Origin of the sequence: Streptomyces sp. NBC_00503, assembly GCF_036346895.1 — a bacterium.
Lineage (GTDB): Bacteria > Actinomycetota > Actinomycetes > Streptomycetales > Streptomycetaceae > Streptomyces.
In genome coordinates this window covers 5,091,554-5,107,224 of sequence record NZ_CP107855.1, presented here as the reverse complement: position 1 = coordinate 5,107,224, position 15,671 = coordinate 5,091,554, and the positions used below count along the sequence as shown (strand labels likewise).

The 15,671-nt window shown below is 70.3% G+C and carries 18 protein-coding genes; 5 read left to right on the top strand and 13 right to left on the bottom strand.

Annotated features, from left to right (window positions below; all coding sequences use genetic code 11):
- Window positions 1–33: 33 nt before the first annotated feature.
- Window positions 34–480, bottom strand: coding sequence for a nuclear transport factor 2 family protein (locus OG490_RS23840; protein WP_330298315.1), 447 nt, complete (start codon window positions 478–480; stop codon window positions 34–36).
- Between the two features lie 414 nt (window positions 481–894).
- On the opposite strand from OG490_RS23840, the gene OG490_RS23835 reads away from it, so the two are divergent.
- Window positions 895–2,427: an SH3 domain-containing protein gene (locus tag OG490_RS23835; protein WP_330298314.1), complete on the top strand. Its 1,533-nt coding sequence runs from the start codon at window positions 895–897 to the stop codon at window positions 2,425–2,427.
- 99 nt (window positions 2,428–2,526) lie between these two features.
- On the opposite strand, the gene OG490_RS23830 is transcribed toward OG490_RS23835, so the two are convergent.
- From OG490_RS23830 to OG490_RS23820, 3 genes are all read right to left on the bottom strand, one after another.
- Window positions 2,527–2,811: a hypothetical protein gene (locus tag OG490_RS23830; RefSeq protein ID WP_330298313.1), complete on the bottom strand. Its 285-nt coding sequence runs from the start codon at window positions 2,809–2,811 to the stop codon at window positions 2,527–2,529.
- A 35-nt stretch (window positions 2,812–2,846) separates the two neighbouring features.
- Entirely contained in the window at window positions 2,847–3,233 is a 387-nt protein-coding gene (locus tag OG490_RS23825; protein WP_330298312.1) for a hypothetical protein, read from the bottom strand.
- A 132-nt stretch (window positions 3,234–3,365) separates the two neighbouring features.
- On the bottom strand, window positions 3,366–3,884 hold the full coding sequence (locus OG490_RS23820; RefSeq protein ID WP_330298311.1) for an ATP-binding protein: 519 nt from the start codon (window positions 3,882–3,884) through the stop codon (window positions 3,366–3,368).
- Window positions 3,885–4,110: 226 nt separating this feature from the next.
- Between OG490_RS23820 and OG490_RS23815 the strand changes: the two genes are divergently transcribed.
- The 4 genes from OG490_RS23815 (at window position 4,111) to OG490_RS23800 (ending at window position 8,010) form a co-directional block, all read left to right on the top strand.
- Window positions 4,111–4,962: a helix-turn-helix domain-containing protein gene (locus OG490_RS23815; RefSeq protein ID WP_330298310.1), complete on the top strand. Its 852-nt coding sequence runs from the start codon at window positions 4,111–4,113 to the stop codon at window positions 4,960–4,962.
- Between the two features lie 10 nt (window positions 4,963–4,972).
- On the top strand, window positions 4,973–5,164 hold the full coding sequence (locus OG490_RS23810) for a hypothetical protein (RefSeq protein ID WP_330298309.1): 192 nt from the start codon (window positions 4,973–4,975) through the stop codon (window positions 5,162–5,164).
- Between the two features lie 81 nt (window positions 5,165–5,245).
- On the top strand, window positions 5,246–7,453 hold the full coding sequence (locus OG490_RS23805; protein WP_330298308.1) for a serine/threonine-protein kinase: 2,208 nt from the start codon (window positions 5,246–5,248) through the stop codon (window positions 7,451–7,453).
- A gap of 86 nt (window positions 7,454–7,539) precedes the next feature.
- Window positions 7,540–8,010 (top strand): DIP1984 family protein, encoded by a 471-nt coding sequence (locus OG490_RS23800; RefSeq protein ID WP_330298307.1) that lies wholly within the window; start codon window positions 7,540–7,542, stop codon window positions 8,008–8,010.
- Window positions 8,011–8,325: 315 nt separating this feature from the next.
- Here the strand turns inward: OG490_RS23800 and OG490_RS23795 are convergent, their stop codons facing one another.
- From OG490_RS23795 to OG490_RS23755, 9 genes are all read right to left on the bottom strand, one after another.
- Window positions 8,326–8,967: an OmpA family protein gene (locus tag OG490_RS23795; RefSeq protein WP_330298306.1), complete on the bottom strand. Its 642-nt coding sequence runs from the start codon at window positions 8,965–8,967 to the stop codon at window positions 8,326–8,328.
- A 4-nt stretch (window positions 8,968–8,971) separates the two neighbouring features.
- Window positions 8,972–9,565 (bottom strand): hypothetical protein, encoded by a 594-nt coding sequence (locus tag OG490_RS23790; RefSeq protein ID WP_330298305.1) that lies wholly within the window; start codon window positions 9,563–9,565, stop codon window positions 8,972–8,974.
- 28 nt (window positions 9,566–9,593) lie between these two features.
- Window positions 9,594–10,217 carry a pilus assembly protein TadG-related protein gene (locus OG490_RS23785; protein WP_330298304.1) on the bottom strand — a complete coding sequence of 208 codons (624 nt, stop codon included), beginning with the start codon at window positions 10,215–10,217 and terminating at the stop codon, window positions 9,594–9,596.
- Complete coding sequence (locus tag OG490_RS23780; RefSeq protein ID WP_330298303.1) at window positions 10,217–10,447, bottom strand: hypothetical protein; 231 nt, start codon at window positions 10,445–10,447, stop codon at window positions 10,217–10,219. The genes OG490_RS23785 and OG490_RS23780 overlap by 1 nt, the downstream gene beginning before the upstream one ends.
- 128 nt (window positions 10,448–10,575) lie before the next feature.
- The gene (locus OG490_RS23775; protein ID WP_330298302.1) at window positions 10,576–11,262 is read right to left on the bottom strand and encodes a response regulator transcription factor; all 687 of its coding nucleotides are present in this window, start codon (window positions 11,260–11,262) and stop codon (window positions 10,576–10,578) included.
- Window positions 11,262–12,458, bottom strand: a complete 1,197-nt coding sequence (locus tag OG490_RS23770) for a sensor histidine kinase (protein WP_330298301.1) — start codon at window positions 12,456–12,458, stop codon at window positions 11,262–11,264. The genes OG490_RS23775 and OG490_RS23770 overlap by 1 nt, the downstream gene beginning before the upstream one ends.
- 5 nt (window positions 12,459–12,463) lie before the next feature.
- Complete coding sequence (locus tag OG490_RS23765) at window positions 12,464–13,354, bottom strand: DUF5936 domain-containing protein (protein WP_330301032.1); 891 nt, start codon at window positions 13,352–13,354, stop codon at window positions 12,464–12,466.
- 16 nt (window positions 13,355–13,370) lie between these two features.
- Complete coding sequence (locus OG490_RS23760; protein ID WP_330298300.1) at window positions 13,371–14,309, bottom strand: type II secretion system F family protein; 939 nt, start codon at window positions 14,307–14,309, stop codon at window positions 13,371–13,373.
- The gene (locus tag OG490_RS23755; protein WP_330298299.1) at window positions 14,306–15,670 is read right to left on the bottom strand and encodes a CpaF family protein; all 1,365 of its coding nucleotides are present in this window, start codon (window positions 15,668–15,670) and stop codon (window positions 14,306–14,308) included. Before OG490_RS23755 ends, OG490_RS23760 begins: the two co-directional genes overlap by 4 nt.
- Between the last annotated feature and the right edge of the window lies 1 nt (window position 15,671).

Sequence of the window (15,671 nt, the reverse complement as noted above, 5' to 3'; positions counted from 1 at the left end):
CCGTCGCCCAGCAGGGCAGTTGCCGCCGAGTCGTCACCCCTTGATCCGGCGCTCCGCCTCCTCGATCGGGACGTCGTTGATGCTGGCCTCCCGGCGGCGCATCAGGCCGGCGGCGTCGAACTCCCACTGCTCGTTGCCGTGGCTGCGCCACCACTGGCCGGCCGCGTCGTGCCACTCGTACTCGAAGCGCACGGAGATGCGGTTGCCGGTGTACGCCCACAGCTCCTTGCGCAGCCGGTACTCCAGCTCGCGCTCCCACTTGTCGGCGAGGAAGGCGCGGATCTCGGCGCGGCCGGTGAGGAAGCGGTCGCGATTGCGCCAGGCGGAGTCCTCGGTGTAGGCGAGGGCGACGCGTTCGGGGTCGCGGCTGTTCCAGGCGTCCTCGGCGGCCTGCACCTTGGCGCGTGCGGACTCCTCGGTGAAGGGCGGCAGCGGCGGTCGTACGGAACCAGTGGAACCAGCGGAATCGACGGCAGTCACGACGGGACACCTCTCGGCCGGAGCAGGAGGCGAGAACGATCGTTCTCGCTCCCTCCGAACCCTAAGCAATCCCCGGTCGCCACCTCCCTCGAGCGCCGCGACCGCCGCTGGACGGCGGGCCTGCGCGGCGCGGTCGCGGGGAGCGCCGACCCGGTCGGGGCCCTCTTCGACCGCCTTGGATCCGGGTCCGGGTGCGGCGCTGCGGGCGCGCGAGGCGACGTACGCACTGGTCCGAGAGGCGCACACCACGGCCGGGCAGGTGAATCACGCGGCTGCCGGGTGACCAGGGCCGCGTCGCGCACTACCGGGTTGCATGATCAGCTTTTAACTGGTGTCGGGCCTTTTGTCCACCGGTAGACCGCATTCGGCGGTTACATGCCGGTTCCGTCGCCTTTCCTCGCGGAGGAAACACCCTTGTCTGCTTCCCGCTGCACGTCGGCCGCCCTGGTAGTCGCGGCCGTCACCGCGTCCTGCCTGCTGCCGGTCGCGCCGGCCTTCGCCGCCGGCTCGCCGCACATCCGGTTCTCCCAGCCGTACGTCCCCTCGATCGCCGCGGGCAAGACCGGCCGCGTGGTGATCGTGGCGGAGACCGATGGCGATCGGGCGCTCAGCAGCAGCTTCCGTATCACCGCGCCGGAGCGGACGACCTTCCCCGAGGCCCGCTTCTACTGGAACGGCGACCGCGCCGGAGCCCCCTGCACGCGCTCCGGCGACGCCCGCCAGCTGACCTGCGACGCCGGGACCCGCGCGGGCTTCGCCTTCCCGGCGGACAGCGACACCCGGCTGGGCGTACTCGTACGGGTGGACGCGGACGCACCCGAGGGCACGACCCTCGACGGCGGCGAGTGGGCGGCCGGGAGCGACTCCTCGCCGGGCCTGTACGCGGTGTCCACCCCGGTGACGGGCCCCAAGGGCGACGACGGGCACGACGGGCACGACGGGCACGACGGGAAGCCGGGCCACGAGGGCCACGAGGGCAAGCCCGGCCACCACGGCAAGCCGGGACCCAAGGGCGACAAGGGCGACCAAGGCGACAAGGGAGACAAGGGAGACCGGGGCGAGCGCGGCGAGAAGGGCGAGCGCGGCGACCGGGGGGACCGCGGCGAGAAGGGCGAACGCGGGGAGAAGGGCGACCACGGGCCGAAGGGTCCCCAGGGCCACAAGGGCCCGAAGGGCGACAAGGGTGACACCGGGCCCACCGGCCCCAAGGGCGACCAGGGTCCCAGCGGCGGCCCCCAGGGTCCGAAGGGCGACACCGGTCCGGCCGGCCCGAAGGGCGACCAGGGTCCGGCGGGCGGCCCGAAGGGCGACAAGGGAGACAAGGGCGACCGCGGCGACACGGGCAACACCGGCCCGGCGGGACCGACGGGATCGCGCGGTCCGGGCGGACCCCAGGGCCCGAAGGGCGACACCGGCCCGGCCGGAGGCCCGAAGGGCGACAAGGGCGACCGCGGCGACACGGGCCCGGCCGGACCTACGGGAACTCGCGGTCCGGGCGGACCGAAGGGCGACCAGGGTCCCAAGGGTGACCAGGGCCCGAAGGGCGACCGCGGACCCGGCGGACCGAAGGGCGACCAGGGGCCCAAGGGCCCGAAGGGCGACCAGGGCAAGCCCGGCAAGTGCAAGTGCGGCAAGGACCACGGCGGTAAGGACCACGGCGGCAAGGACCACGGTGGCAAGGACCATGGCGGCAAGGACCACGGCGGCGGCAACACGCACGGCAAGCCGACCGCCCGCATCGTCGGCGACAAGCTGCACATCCGCTCCGGCCCCGGCACGAACTACGGCAAGACCGGCGTGATCAAGCACGGCACCGAGGTCCAGGTGATGTGCAAGACCAACGGCACCGAGGTCGCGGGCAACTCCCTCTGGTACAAGCTCGCCGACGGCCGCGGCTGGATCGCCGCCCGCTACGCCGAGAACCTGAACCGCATCCCCACCTGCTGACCTGACCAGGCCTACCAGGCCTGACCAGGCCTGATTCCCCCTTCGGTGCGCACCGGGCTCCAAGCCCCGGTGCGCACCGAAGTCGTTTCCTGGCGGGGGTCAGCCGCCCCGCTTGGACCCCCGCCCAAACTCGCGGGCGATCTCCTCGCTCATCCCCCGCTGGATCAGCTTCTGGACGAACGCCTCCCGCTCCGCCACCGCGTTGGTCCCGTCGAGCTGTCCCGCGAAGGCGCGGTAGGCCGCGGCCACGAGTTCGTCCGGGGGCTCGGGGCGGGCGCGTGCGATGGCCCACAGCGCGTTCTCGGTGGTCATGTCCAGTTCCGTGTGGGTACGCACCCCCCGCCCCTCCATGCATGCGGCCAGCGCCGACGCGAAGTTGCGCATCAACTGCTCCCTGCTGATACGTCCTCTGCGCATGACTACAGCCCGCCGGTGTTCAGCAGCCGGTTCGGGGTGAACGTGTTCGTGTTGCCCGCGTCCTCGAGCGGGTTGTCGGTGACCGCGCCGACGGTGGTGTCGTCGGGCATCGTGCCCATCACCACGAGGGCCTGACTGGCGTTGGCGGGCGGGTTCTCGACCGCGTACCGCTGGTTGGCGGCCGGGAAGAGCCAGTCGGCGTCCATCGGATTGCCTTCCGAGACGGCCACGAAGGCCCCGGACTGGGCGAGGTTGTTGATGGCCGCCGAGACCTCGTTCATGAGGCCGTAGTAGCCGAAGCCGTTCCAGTTGTGCGCGAAGACGGCCACCGCGGGGCTCTTGTGGTGGGCGGCGAACGCCGCCAGGGCCGGAACTAACGCTTTCTTCACGTGGGTCTCCGGATGTCCGGGTCACGCTGCGCGTGACCGAAAGGGTCGGCCAAGCTGTCAAGATCGCAGCCAACAGTCAAAGGCGCCGGGATATGACGTGGCACACAGGCCCAACGCCCCCGTTCGCGGCCCTCAGGAGGCGAGGTACCCGGCGGCCCCCGCCACCGGCAGACTCGCCCAGGTCCGCGTCCCGCCACCCGGCTCGCGCGATTCCCCGAAGCCCCACGACCCGCCGCAGTCCTTGACCACCGCCGACATCACCCGCAGCGCACCCCGGCGGCGTGCCTCGCAGTGGGCGGCGAGGCGGGGGTGGGTGTGGGGGACGTGGCCGTCGTAGGCGGTGAGCCGGAGGAAGCCGTCGCGGTGGCGCACGGACAGGTACAGGCTCCGCCCCGGGTCCAAGTACCAAGCGGCAGCGACAAGTTCCCCGGCGACCTGCACGGCGGCGGGCGCGAGCGGATCGAGCCGGTGGGCGTGCAGGGCGGACCGTACGGTGCTGCGCGCGATCTGCGAGCTGCACGGCTCCCCCGGCAGGGTCAGGCTGCACGCCAGCCCGTCAGGGGAGGGCGGTTCGCCATCAGCGGCCGGAGCCGGGGCCGTCGGGCAGACGGCGAAGTGGGTGGCGGGCAGCGGCGTGAAGGGGCTGGGCATGACGGACTCCCTACGTCGTGACGTGGATGACGGTCGTTGCTCCCGCGGCGGGGGTAGTGGCCTGCCGCCGGGGCATGCGGGATCGCATGGCGGGGCGGTGCACTTCAACTCCCTTGCGTGAGCGGCGCATTACTGAATGTAGCGGAGCCGGGGCGCAATTGCGCCCCTGACTAGAAAAATTACCCCGCCGTCGTCAATGGCCATCGCGAACCGGCAGACTGCACACATGACAGCCAGGACCTCCCCAACGGAGCGCCAGCGACGTGTGGGCGCGGAGCTGCGCAGGATGCGCGTCGCGGCAGATGTCTCCGCCGAGTCGGCAGCCGCCGTACTGAACGTCAGCCGCTCCCAACTGTCGTCCATCGAACAGGGACTTCGGGCGGTCAGCGAGGACCGCCTGCGCACCCTGGCCGCGCACTGCGGCGTGGGCGACAAGGCTTACGTCGACAAACTGGGAACGCTGACACAGCCTCGGGAGCGCGGCTGGTGGGAGGCGTACCGCAGCACGATCCCGCCCGGCCTCCTCGACATTTCCGAGCTGGAGTGGCACGCGACCCGCCTCTTCTCGGTGCAGACCGTCCACCTCCCGGGGCTGCTCCACCAGAGCGCCTACGCCCGCGCCGTATTCGGCTCCGTACTCCCCGCGCTCCCGACGCACGAAGTCGAACTGCGCGTGGCGCACCGCCTGCAGCGACAGCAGGTGCTCGAGGGCGACGACGCCCGGCCCTACGACGCCTACGTGCACGAAGCCGCGTTGCGCATGCAGTTCGGCGGCCGCCGGGCCACACGGGAACAGCTGGAGCACCTGTGCGAGGTCTCGGAGCGGGACAACCTCACGCTCCGCGTCCTGACCGTTGAAACGGGCGCGTTCCCGGGCGCCGGGCACGCGATGCTCTACGCCGAGGGCGTCGTGAGTCAGCTCGACACCGTGCAGCTCGACTCCGCGCACGGACCGGAGTTCACACACACCGAGGCGCAGCTCGCCAAGTACCGGTCCCACATCGACTGGATGGACAAGCACGCACTGTCCCCCGACGCGTCCCGCGATTTCATCCACGCGGTCGCCAGCCAACTCTGAGGAGCCACCGATGGCCGACATCAGCTGGGAAGAAGCCTTCTGCGGCGAGGGAAACAACTGCTACCGGATCGGGGTGGACGGGGACGGCAACAGCTACATCGCCCTCTCCGGCCAGGAGGACACGTACCTCACCGACAGCCGCGAGGCCCTGCAACAGCTGATCCGGGACATCAAGGCCGGCAAGGCCGATCACCTGCTGTAGGTGCCGGGCGCCCGTCGGGGTTCAATGGGGCACGTTCGCCAGGTGGGGCGGAGTGTCCTGGGGGGACGGGAGAGAGTGGCTGTGCGCGTTCTTGCGGGCCGGTACGAACTGGCGGCATTCGTGGGCCGGGGCGGCATGGGGGAGGTCTGGGCGGGCCGGGACCGGGTGATCGGCCGCCACGTCGCGGTCAAACTACTGCCCCACAACCAAGGCGACCCCAGCGGCGCCGAGTTGTTCTTCCGCGAGGCGCGCACCGCGGGCGGCCTCAACCACCGCGGCGTCGTCACCGTCCACGACATGGGCCAGGACCCGGCCGACGGGACGCTGTTCCTGGTCATGGAGTACATCGAGGGCCGGGACCTGGCGGCGGTACTGCGCCAGGACGGCCCTCCCCCGGTCGCGGACGCGGTCGGGTGGGCCGCCCAGGGCGCGGCCGCGCTGGCCGCCGCGCACGCGGCCGGCATCGTGCACCGCGACCTCAAACCCGCCAACCTGATGCTCACCACGGGCGGCGAGATCAAGATCCTGGACTTCGGGATCGCCCGCTACATGGCGGCCAGCGACAAGTCCAGCAAGGTCATGGGCACGCTCGCCTACATGGCGCCCGAACGCTTCGACGAGCAGAGCGGTGACGCCCGCTCGGACCTGTACGCGTTCGGCTGCGTCCTGCACGAACTCCTCACCGGCAGCACGCCGTTCGAGGCCACTGGGCCGGTGGCGATGATGACCGCCCACCTCAACAAGGCCCCCGCCGCACCCGGCACGCTCCGCCCGGACGTCCCGCCCGCACTCGACGCCCTGGTCCTGAGCCTCCTGGCGAAGTCCCCCCGGGACCGCCCGGCCTCCGCGTCCGAGGTCCACGACGCCCTGCGCGCCCTGGCCGCCGTCCCGGCCGCGGAGCCCGTAGCCCCCGCATCCCCTCCCCCGGCCGCCCTCGGCGCACCCGACGACCTGCCCGCGGAGCCCCCGCCGGGCTTCGGCCCCTCACCCGACCCCCTCCACAGCCTGCCCACCGAGACGGCTGCGGCGCCCCCGCCCGGGCCCCCGCGTCCCATCGCCACGGCGATGGCCGCAGACCCCGTAGCGACGGCCGAAGAGGGCCAGGAGCCCCGACACCCCTCCCGTAGACGGGCGTTGTGGCTCGGCCTGGGCGCGGCCGCGCTGGCGGCGACCGGCACCACGGCCGCGCTGCTCTCCCGGGACGGCAACCACGGCACGCCCTCCGCCGGACCGGGCAGCAACACCGGGGCTCCCTCGGGCGGGAAGCCGAGTCCCGGACCGCGCGGCTGGCGCTTCGAAGCGAAGACCGTCCTGCCGACGCCCCCGGTCCTGTCGGCCGGCACCCTCCGCTTCACCGACGGCCACACGATCTACGGTCTGGACGCACTCACCGGAGCGGAACAGGCGCAGGTCGCCGTAACGAAGGAGGTGGGCGAACTCACGGCGGCCGAAGGCATGCTGTTCTTCGCCGACTCCGACGGGAAGGTCCACGGGCGCAGCGGCAGCGAGAGGTGGGTGTTCGCCGCCGGGGACTTCATCCCCGGCAGGCTCGCCGTGAGCAAGGGAAGGGTCTTCTTCGGCAGCAAGGACGGAAAGATCTACGCCGTCGACGCCAACGCCGGCATGGAGTTCTGGAACTTCCCCACGGGAGACAAGGTCTTCTGCGCTCCGACCGTGGCCGAGGAAACGGTCTACATCGGCGTCGCAGGCACGGAACCGGGCCTGTACGCCCTGTCCACGGTGGACGGCCGCAAGAAGTGGGCGTTCCGCGAGGGGGGCCTGTACTTCAAGACCCCCGCGGTGGCCGACGGCCTCGTCTTCGCCACCGCCAATGACGACACCCTCTACGCCGTGGACACCGCGACGGGCGCCAAAAGATGGTCCGTGCCCCTCAAGCGCGAGGCGGGCGCCGACCCCTGGTTCCGGCCGTCACCCCCGGTCGTCGCCGGGGACACCGTCTACGTCGGCGGCGGCGACAAGGCCCTCCACGCGCTGGACGCGAAGACCGGCGCCAAGAAATGGACCTACGACATCAACGGCCCCTTCATCCCCTCGACACCGACCGTGGTGGACGGAAGGGTCTACGTGGCCGACCTGGAGGACATGTACGGAACCGTCTACGCCCTCGACGCGACCGACGGCTTCCAGAAATGGACCGCCCGAACCGGCGCCCGGATCCACGCCCAAAACATGTGGAACGCCCCGCTCATCGCCAACGGCCTGGTCTACGTCACCAACGAAAACGGCCTACTGGCCATCAACGCCACCACCGGAGACCTCCCCGCCTGACCCCGAAAAAGGGACGGGCCCGCACGCGTTCACATCCGTACACTGCTGCGAGACGTACGACGGACGAGGAACAGGAGGTGGTACCGGTGAAGCTTGCCGAGGCACTTGCGGAACGCAAGGACACGACGCGGCGCGTGGAACAACTGCGGGCGCGCGTAGTCAGCAACGCGCGGTACCAGGAGGGCGAACCGCCCGCCGAGGACGCCGCACAGCTGCTGGCCGACGCCGGCGAGGCGATGGACACCCTGGAGTCCCTGATCCGGCGGATCAACCGCACCAACGCCACCATCGACATGGGCCAGGACGGCACCCTCACCGACGCACTCGCACGCAGGGACGTACTCCGCCTCCGCCACTCGGTGATCACCGCAGCAGCGGACGCGGCGGCGGGTACGGGCGAACGGGGCTACGGGCGCCAGCTGCGCTCGGAACTGGTGACCCTCGCAGCCCTACCGGTCGCGGAACTGCGCAGCCGGGCGGACGTCCTCGCACGAGAGATCCGCGAACTCGACGTGCGCATCCAGCGCACGAACTGGGAAGCCGACCTGCTGGACTGAACGGTCCGGCAGGCCGGGGCCATGGCCATGTGGAGCAGGTAGTCGCTTCGGAGGCGAGCACAACCCGAGGGCCGGCGGTTTTTCCGACCCACCTCTTGGTGTGTGAAGAGCAACGCAGGGGTTCGATTCCCCACTCACAGTGCAGCTCAGCACGGCACACAAGTAACAGTGCACAACACACGGCACATCACCACGTGCAGATCCGAAGCGGTGAGGGCGGGTTCGGGGCTCTCCACACGGCCTCTACCGGCGGTCGCAGTCGACATCACATCCGTCGACGGCGACCGCCGGTTTTGCTCTGCAGGCCGAGTCCGCCTACTGGCCGTCGGAGCCGCGCGGGAAGGTGATCTCGACCCGGCGGTTCTTCTTGCGGCCTTCCTCGGTGCCGTTGTCAGCGATCGGGTAGTCCTCGCTGTAGCCGCGCACGTCGAAGACGACACTGGGGTTCGTCACGGTCTTCGCCAGCTCTGCTTGTACGGCGTCGGCGCGCTTCTTCGAAAGCTCCTTGCCGTGCTCGTAGCTGCCCTGGTCGTCCGTGAAACCGAAGACGCGGACACGGGTGGCCTTCTGCGTGTTGATCTCCTGCGCGATGGCCTGTATCCGCGCGGCCGCCTGGGCGTTGAAGATCGCACTGTCCTCCGGGAACATCACCTCGGACTGCAGCGCCATCATGACGGTCTGATTCGTCTCCTGCCGCCGCTGCTCCCCTCCGAGATCCTCGACCACCTCGGCGATGTCCAGGATCTTGGCGGGGGCGAGAGTGCCGCCTTGTGGCATCTTGAGGCCTGGGGCGTTGGGGTCGATGGACACAGGGGCAGCGGCGGACGGTTCCGTTCCGGGGGGTACGGAGGGTGCGGGGTTGTCTGCATAGGCGCTCGTCGCACCGATGAGGTGGGCGCCTGCGATGACGAGCCCGGCGACTGCCGTGGCGGCGGTAATGCGGTGTCGGTTTGTCATGGGGTCACCCGGAGAGTTTGACGGTGGCCGTGGCGAAGGTGGGGAGCGTGAAATCGACCTCAGTGGTGGATGCCGGCGGAGCAGGGAACTGCGCGAAGAACGGCACCGATTGCCCAGCGTCGATCATGGTCAGACCCGTCGTGCACAGACACCTGCCCTCTGTGTCGCGCAGTACGTAGTACCTCTTCTTGGCTCCCTTGTCGACAAGCGTGACGCCCGCAACCGACGCTCCACTGTTGTTGTTCAGCTCGTTGCCACGCCAAGCTGCAACACTCGTGAAGGGCTGAGCGGATGTGTTCTTGAGCTGGCCGCTGACGGTGAGGAACCCGCCAGCATCGCGGACTGCGGAATTGACGGTCAAAACCACGCCGCCCTCACCGTTCACCGTCCCGAGAATCTCGGTCGGCGCAGGCTTGGGGCTGTTACTGGTGGTGGGCGCCGCAGTTCCATCGCCCTGAGGCGTCGACGCTTTCGGGCTCTCTTTAGCCTTGGGCTTGTCGTCACTACCAGTGCTACATCCGGCCACCGTGAGCGCCAAGGCCGCCAGAACCGCGACAGCCGCTCCCCCGCGGATCTTCACCGTGCGCCGAGTGTTCATCTATACCGCTTCCTTCTCTCGCTCATTTTCATGTGACCAGCCGCACGCTGAAGAGACGCCTCGCCAGCTTGGACAACTGCCCCGGATTCTGGGGGTCTAGCTTGAATGGTGATTCACCGGAGCACTTGATGCTGATCGACTCGGGCTCCTCCACACTGCCATCGGTGGGAGCAGGGGATGGAGCCGTCACGGGAGCTGACTCCAGGGAGCAGAGCGGCTTGATCACTGCCGTCGCCCTGGCTTTGCCGTGGACTGCATCGGTTCCAGGGATCACGGACTTTCCGACCGTTCCGTCGGTCGTCACGGAAACGCTGACCTTCGGAAGGGAGGCAACGCAATTGGCTGTTGCGTCGTTCATCTCGGCAAATCTCTCGGCCTCCGCGCAGGCATCCCTCGCATCGAAGGCCTGCCCGTTGAGGATCTTCTCCCAATCCGCCGGCTTGAGATCCGGCAGCTTGAGATCTCCGAAGACCCCGTCCCTCGCTTCACGGGCCGCCGCGAGGGCCGACGCGTCAGCGGCCTTCTGGGCATCGCTGCGCGTAGCGCCGGCCATGCCGACGACGAAGAAGGCCAGCGCCGCAAAGAGCAGGCCCGCCACCGCCACGATATAGACGGGGAAGGCCTGCCCGCGATCGCTCGGCCTTGCTTCCATCAGTGTCCGGCAGTGACAGCGGCGACAGCTGCAGCGATCCGGTTGGTGATGAGCTGCCCGATACCCGTACCGATGATCGCGCCGATGATCACCACGACCACCAGGATGATGCCCAGGTATTCGAACGCGGTCTGACCCCGATCGACGTTCGCGTAGCGCTTGCGGATCCGTGTCACCGTCGTGTCCGTCCATCCGCTGAGCCGGATCTTGGCCTCGACGGACGCTTTCATCAGCGAGTTGTGTGACATGAGGGTTCCCTCCCGGGCCGGTGCCGCTAGTGGCTTGCGGACGGTACGCCGAGTTACCTCTCGTTACCAAGGGTCCCGGGGCCCAATTACGGACCCACTGCGCACTCCGTCTACCCATGGCCACTCACCCCTGGACGGGCCGTTCCCAGCCAGCGCGCTATCGCCTCGCTGCGGGTCGTGCTCTGGAGCTTGGCGAAGATGCGGTTGATGTGGTTCTTGACCGTCTTCTCGCTGATGAAGCACGTGGCGGCGATCTGCTGGTTGTTCATCCCCGACGCGATGAGCTCCATGACCTCCACCTCCCGCGAACTGAGCCCGAAGACAACCGAGTTGTGCAGACGCTCAGAAGACTGTGCCACAGTTCGTTGCGGTTGCGAAGAGGTTCGGAGTTCCGCGAGCAACGTACTCGCCGCCGATGGCGTGAAATGGGGGCGGCCTTCGCGGACGTCCCGGACGGCTCGGATGAGGTCATCGGGGGTGAACTCCCCGTGGACCAGGTAGCCGCCCGCGCCCAGGAGCAGCGCCTCGCGGACGATTTCCGACTCCCGGCTGTAGGTGAGCATCAGGACCGGGGCCAGCCGAACGAGATGGGGCAGGGCCGAGATGCCGTCGACCCCCGGCATCCGGACGTCCAGCAGGACGACCTCCGGGGCGTGCAGTCGGGTCAGGCGCAGGGCCTCGCGGCCGTCCGTGGCCTCGGCCACCACCTCGATGCCCTCCGTCGCAGCGAGGAGGGCGGTCAGGCCGGCTCGGACCACCGGGTTGTCGTCCGCGATGAGGACGCGCAGCACGGGCATCACGCACCGCCGTCCAGTGCTGCCAGGGGCAACTCCACCCGGACCCGGCAGCCCACGCCGCCCGGGCCGGGTCCGACGTGCAGGCGGGCGCCGATCGCGGCCGCGCGTTCCGTCATGCCGAGCAGCCCGAAGTGGCCGTCGCGGGCGAGTGAGGGGAGGTCCGCAGCGGCCCCGCAACCGAGGCCTCGGCCGTCGTCCTCGACGGTGAGGGTGAGGTGGGTGGGGTCGGCGGCCAGGGAGACCGAGACACGCGCGGGTCCCGCGTGGCGGCGGGTGTTCTCCAGGGCCTCCGAAGCCACCCCCAGCAGATGTCGGGCCACCGCGGCCGGGACCACCGGGAGGACTCCCGTCGTGCGGAGTTCCGCGCCGTCCGTCAGGCGGCGGAGTTCCGGGAGCAGTGACACCCCGGGGGTGTCCAGGTCGCGCCGGAGGTCCGTCAGCAGGGCTCGTGACTCCGCGGCGGCGGTACGGGCGGCCGCCGACAGGGCTTCCGCCTGGCGGCGGAGCGTCGCCGGGTCGGTGGTGCGGGCCAGGGCGTCCGCCGTCAGGGCCAGGCCGTGCAGGGTCTTCGACACCGAGTCGTGCATCTCCCGGGCCAGGTGGTCGCGCTCCGCGCGGATGGCTTCGGTGACGGCCAGGCGGGCCCGGGTCTCGGTCAGGGCCTGGCTGGCGGTGCCGAAGCGGAAGAGGAGGTCGCGCAGGCAGGATCCCGCGGCTCCGGCCAGGAGGCAGAGCGCGGGCAGGACCAGCGTGTGCGCCAGTGCAGCCACCGCGACCGCCTGGACGGCCGCGTAGACCGCCGAGCCGCGCCACCCGTAGACCAGTCCGGCCAGGAGAGGGGTGCACAGGGAGACGAAGCCGAGGGGGGATTCGGGGGTGGCTGTGATGAGGAGGAGGGCGCTGAGGGCCATGTCCGCCGCCAGGAGCCAGCGGTGCCGGAGGAGGAGGGGGCCGAAGCGTTCCCAGTCGCGGAAGAGGGCGTAGGACAGCATGAAGGTGAGGACGATCGAGCCGGCGACCAGGTAGGTCGGGGCTCCGGGTGCTGTCCGGGCCAGGGCCAGTGGTGCGCCCAGGGCGATCATCGCCAAGCGGAACGCGAAGACCTGGCGGCACAGCGCTCGGAGCGCGTTCACCTGGAGGGTCGGGGAGGGAGGCCGGGCCGTGGGCGTGGGCAGCGCGTAGTCCAGTACCGCCATCGTGGTCACCCGCCCCCGAACAGTGCGCCGAAGTCGACGTTCGCGCCGTAGACGAACCCGCACACCAGCAGGATCAGCGTGCCCGGCAGCATGAACGTCGTGACGGCGAACGTGGCCTTCGGGACCGCCCGGGCCGCCCGCCGGCGGGCGTTCTGCGCATCCGTGCGCCGCATGTCCTCGGCGATCGCGATCAGGGTCTCCACGATCGGGGAGCCCAGTTCCTCGCCCTGCTGGAGGGCGGTGACGAACTGTGCCACCTGCTCGGAGTCGTTGCGGCGGCGCAGCTCGTCGAAGGCCTGGCGGCGGCTGACTCCCATGTCCATCTGCTGGAGGGTGATGCGGATTTCATCGGCCCACGGGCCCTCGTACTTGTCGGCCACGCGGGCCAGGGCCTGGCGGAAGCCGAGGCCCGCGCTGACGACGACCGCGAGGACGTCCAGGAAGTCCGGGAGCGTCCGCTCGATGTGGTCGCGGCGAACGCGGACGGCCGACCACAGGCCGGCCTCGATCCAGAACAGCCCGAAGGCCACCATGAGGAGGGCCGGGACCAGTTGGCCGTTGAGCAGCATCGCGAAGGCGCCGAGGGCGCCCAGGAACCCGTACACGGCGCGGCGGGCCGCGTAGCGGTCGATCGTGAGGCCCGCCGGGTTGCCCGCCGAGTCGATCTGGCGGCGTTTGCGCGCCACCCGGGCGGGGCCCATCAGGCGCAGGACCAGGGGCGCGTAGCGGATGCCCATCCGGTCGACGGCCGAGCCGACGGCCGTCGTACGGGTGGCGCCGACCTCCAGGGCCAGGGCGAGGTCGGTGGGGAGTTTGGCATCGGCGCGGTAGAGGCGGACGCCGTGGAAGATCCCGAAGACGGAGATGCCCACGACGACGGCCAGGAGCAGTGCGATCACGGTTTCAGGCTCCTCACACGTCGATCTTCGACATACGGCGGATGAGGACGAAGCCCAGGGTGAAGAGGCCGATCGACACCAGGACCGCCGTCTGACCGATGAAGGCGCCCGTCATGCGGTCCAGGGCGCCCGGCATCATCGCGTTCACCAGGAGGAGCGAGCCGAGCCCGATCGCCGGGACCAGGTACGCCGTCGCCGTCACCTGGGAGAGCTGGGTGCGGACCTCGCGCCGGGTCTCCTTGCGCTGTTCCAGGGTGACGGTGAGGTTGCGCAGGCTGCCCACGATCGCGCCGCCCGCCCGCGCCGACAGGACCAGGGTGGAGACCAGGACGACCAGTTCGCGGGAGGGAAGGCGTTCGGTGAGCTCGCTCAGCGACTCCTCGATGGAGTGGCCGATGGCGAGGCGGTCGGCGACGCGGGTCAACTCCTCGCCTGCCGGGGCCTCCAGCTCCTCCGCCGCGATGCCGATGGCCGTGCGCAGGGCCAGGCCGGCCTGGGTGGCGTTGGCCAGGATGCGGGCCAGTTCGGGGAGTTGGCTGATGAAGCGTTCGGTGCGGCGGGTGCGCTGCCAGGTGAGGAAGGCGTTGGCCGACCAGAGGCCGATGGCGCCCGCGACCGGGCCGAAGAAGGGGGCCAGGAGGGAGGCGGCCAGGAGCCAGACGGCCGCGATGGAGGCGAGCATGTAGGCGAAGAACTCCCCCGGGGTCACGTCCAGTCCGGTGGTCGCCAGCTTGATCTCGATGCGCTTGCCGAGCCGCGTGCGCCGCAGCCTGCGGTCCAGGGAGCGGAAGCGGCGTACGCGGCCGAGCGGCTCGGGGGCTCCGCTCGCCGAGAGCCGGTCGATGAGGGCGGCGCGCTGGGCGCGGCCCTTGGAGTAGGCGTGGACACCCCAGATCACGAACAGGCAGGAGAGCAGGGTGGCGCCGAGGGTGAGGGAGACGTACGGGTTCACAGGGCGGGCCCGCCGATCCTGCGCGACAGGGTGATGTCGGACGTGAGTGGGTCTTCGGGCAGGGCCACGCCGAAGGCCTGCGGGATCGGCTGGCTGTTCATGTAGAGGCGGTCCGCGATGCGGCGCGGCAGGGGGTAGTAGGCGAAGTAGCCCTGGACGCGGGTGTCCGCGCCCATCGGCTGGGGGACGAAGCGGCAGACCGGGATGATCCGGAACGGTTCGCGGCCGTGCGAGTCGAGGATGGAGATCTCGGTGATGCGGCGCGTGCCGTCGCCGAAGCGGGTCAGCTGGACGACGACGTTGACGGCGCTGTTGATCTGGTCCTGGAGCGCCTCGAAGGGGATCTCCACCTCCGACATGGAGGCGAGGGTCTGGAGGCGCATCAGGGCGTCCTCCGAGCTGTTGGCGTGGACGGTGGCCAGGGAGCCGTCGTGGCCCGTGGACATCGCCTGGAGCATGTCGAGGGTCTCGCCGCCGCGGACCTCGCCGACGATGATGCGGTCGGGGCGCATGCGCAGGGAGTTGCGGACGAGGTCGCGGATGGTGATCCGGCCCTTGCCCTCCACGTTCGCCGGGCGGGATTCGAGGCGGATCACGTGCGCCTGCTGGAGCTGGAGTTCGGCGGAGTCCTCGATGGTGATGATCCGCTCGCCCTCCGGAATCAGGCCGGAGAGGGCGTTGAGGAGGGTGGTCTTGCCGGTACCGGTGGCGCCGGAGACGATCACGTTCATCTTGGCCGCCACCAGCCCCGACAGCAGCAGGAGCATGTGCTCGTCCAGGGAGCCCAGGCCGACCATCTCGTGCAGGGTGAAGGCCCGGGGGAAGCGGCGGATCGTGAGCGTGGCGCCGGTCAGGGACAGCGGCGGGATGATGACGTTGACGCGCTCGCCGCTGGGCAGGCGGGCGTCGACCATCGGATTTGCCTCGTCCACACGGCGGTTGACGGTGGAGACGATGCGCTCGATGGTCTGCATCAGCTGGTCGTGCGAGGCGAAGCGCAGCGGGAGCTGCTCCACGCGGCCGGAGCGCTCCACGAAGATCTGGTCGGGCCCGTTGACCATGATCTCGGAGATGGTCGGGTCTTCGAGGAGCGGTTCGAGCACGCCGAGGCCCAGCGCCTCGTCGACGACCCGGCGGATCAGCTGGGCGCGCTCGGCGGTGGACAGGACCGGGCCCTCGCGGCTGATGATGTGGCCCAGTACGCGCTCCAGGCGCGCCCGGCGCTCCGCGGGCGCGAGCGCGGACATCTCCGCGAGGTCGATCTCCTCCAGCAGCTTGGCGCGGTACGAGGAGACCAGCCGGCCGTCCTCGCGGGGGCTGTGGCGGTCGTCGGGCGTGTTGACCCGGGAACGCAGGCTCATG

Coding starts and splice junctions, on each gene's coding strand:
- OG490_RS23830 (WP_330298313.1), bottom strand. CDS start 2,811: ATGCGCAACTTCGCGTCGGCGCTGGCCGCATGCATGGAGGGGCGGGGG.
- OG490_RS23820 (WP_330298311.1), bottom strand. CDS start 3,884: ATGCCCAGCCCCTTCACGCCGCTGCCCGCCACCCACTTCGCCGTCTGC.
- OG490_RS23815 (WP_330298310.1), top strand. CDS start 4,111: ATGACAGCCAGGACCTCCCCAACGGAGCGCCAGCGACGTGTGGGCGCG.
- OG490_RS23810 (WP_330298309.1), top strand. CDS start 4,973: ATGGCCGACATCAGCTGGGAAGAAGCCTTCTGCGGCGAGGGAAACAAC.
- OG490_RS23795 (WP_330298306.1), bottom strand. CDS start 8,967: ATGACAAACCGACACCGCATTACCGCCGCCACGGCAGTCGCCGGGCTC.
- OG490_RS23790 (WP_330298305.1), bottom strand. CDS start 9,565: ATGAACACTCGGCGCACGGTGAAGATCCGCGGGGGAGCGGCTGTCGCG.
- OG490_RS23785 (WP_330298304.1), bottom strand. CDS start 10,217: ATGGAAGCAAGGCCGAGCGATCGCGGGCAGGCCTTCCCCGTCTATATC.
- OG490_RS23780 (WP_330298303.1), bottom strand. CDS start 10,447: ATGAAAGCGTCCGTCGAGGCCAAGATCCGGCTCAGCGGATGGACGGAC.
- OG490_RS23775 (WP_330298302.1), bottom strand. CDS start 11,262: ATGCCCGTGCTGCGCGTCCTCATCGCGGACGACAACCCGGTGGTCCGA.
- OG490_RS23770 (WP_330298301.1), bottom strand. CDS start 12,458: ATGGCGGTACTGGACTACGCGCTGCCCACGCCCACGGCCCGGCCTCCC.
- OG490_RS23755 (WP_330298299.1), bottom strand. CDS start 15,670: ATGAGCCTGCGTTCCCGGGTCAACACGCCCGACGACCGCCACAGCCCC.